This window comes from Pseudomonas brassicae (assembly GCF_010671725.1).
Taxonomy (GTDB): Bacteria; Pseudomonadota; Gammaproteobacteria; order Pseudomonadales; family Pseudomonadaceae; genus Aquipseudomonas; species Aquipseudomonas brassicae.
In genome coordinates, this window is sequence record NZ_JAAHBU010000296.1 from 1 (window position 1) to 1,048 (window position 1,048).

At 66.5% G+C, this 1,048-nt stretch carries 1 protein-coding gene and 1 pseudogene; both read right to left on the bottom strand.

Going from position 1 to position 1,048, the window contains the following annotated elements; translation table 11 throughout:
• Positions 1-256 (bottom strand): MarR family winged helix-turn-helix transcriptional regulator (locus G3436_RS19250; RefSeq protein ID WP_163948173.1); only part of this gene is annotated, 256 nt, incomplete at its 3' end.
• Between the two features lie 50 nt (positions 257-306).
• Positions 307-1,048: pseudogene (locus G3436_RS19255) on the bottom strand (substrate binding domain-containing protein); the annotation flags it as partial.

The following is a 1,048-nucleotide window of genomic DNA, read 5'->3' on the forward strand; positions in this document are numbered from 1 at the left end:
CGGCCTCCAGGCGCTTGAGCAGCGGGGTCAGCGAGCCGGGGTCGGTGAGCAAGCGATGGCTGATTTCTCCCACGGTCAGACCATCGCGTTCCCACAACACGAGCATTGCCAGGTATTGCGGGTAGGTGAGGCCTAGCGCCTGCAGCAGCGGCTTGTAGACCTTGGTCATCAGCAGCGACGTGGAGTGCAAGGCGAAGCACACCTGGTTGTCGAGCAGCAGTTCTTCACAGCCGGGCGCGTCGGGGGAGGCGTTCATGCGGGTCCTTTTCTCGGGTCCGTGAAATATTAGCACGCAGTCAATCGGCGCTATTGCCAGCGCAGCTCGCTTTGCAGTGCCAGGTCCCACGGCGGCACAGGGCTGAAGCGGCTCTTGAGGAATTCGAGCAGCAAACGGCTGCGAGAGTTCGTTTCATGTTCCAGGCGCAGTGCATACACCCCGCTGGTCTCGGCGGCGGGTAAGCCGTTATCGCAAAACAGCGGCAGCAGCTCGCCGCGCAGCAGGTAGTCACTGATCAGCCAGGTTGGCAAGTGCGCGATGCCAAGCCCTGCGAGCGCGCCAAACAGCAGGGTTTCGGCGTTGTTGGCACTCATGCGCATGCGTGCTGGGCGCAGCAGGCGCATCTGGCCGTCCACTGCAAAGCGCCAGGCGAAGGGCGGTGCCAGGCCGTCCCAGTCCAGTCCGTCATGCTCAGGCAGCTCGCTGGGGCTTGCGGGAACGCCGCGCTGTTGCAGGTAGGCCGGGCTGGCGCAGGCGATACGCACCATGTAGGCCAGTGGCGTCGCGACCAGCCGGGTATCGGCCAGCGGCCCCGCACGCAGCACCAGGTCGACTTCGCCCAGGTGCGCACCGTGCAGGTCGACGAAGCTGTCGATCAGGCGCAGTGCACATCCAGGCCGGGGAGGCCACCAGGAAGTCCGCGATGGCCGGCGCCAGGTGGCGGCGCCCGAAGGCCGACGGCGCGTCGATCCGGATCAGGCCCTCCGGCGCATTGCTTAGCGACACGGCTTCGGCGCGCGCCAGGCGCAGCTCCTCGACGATGCGTCGGGC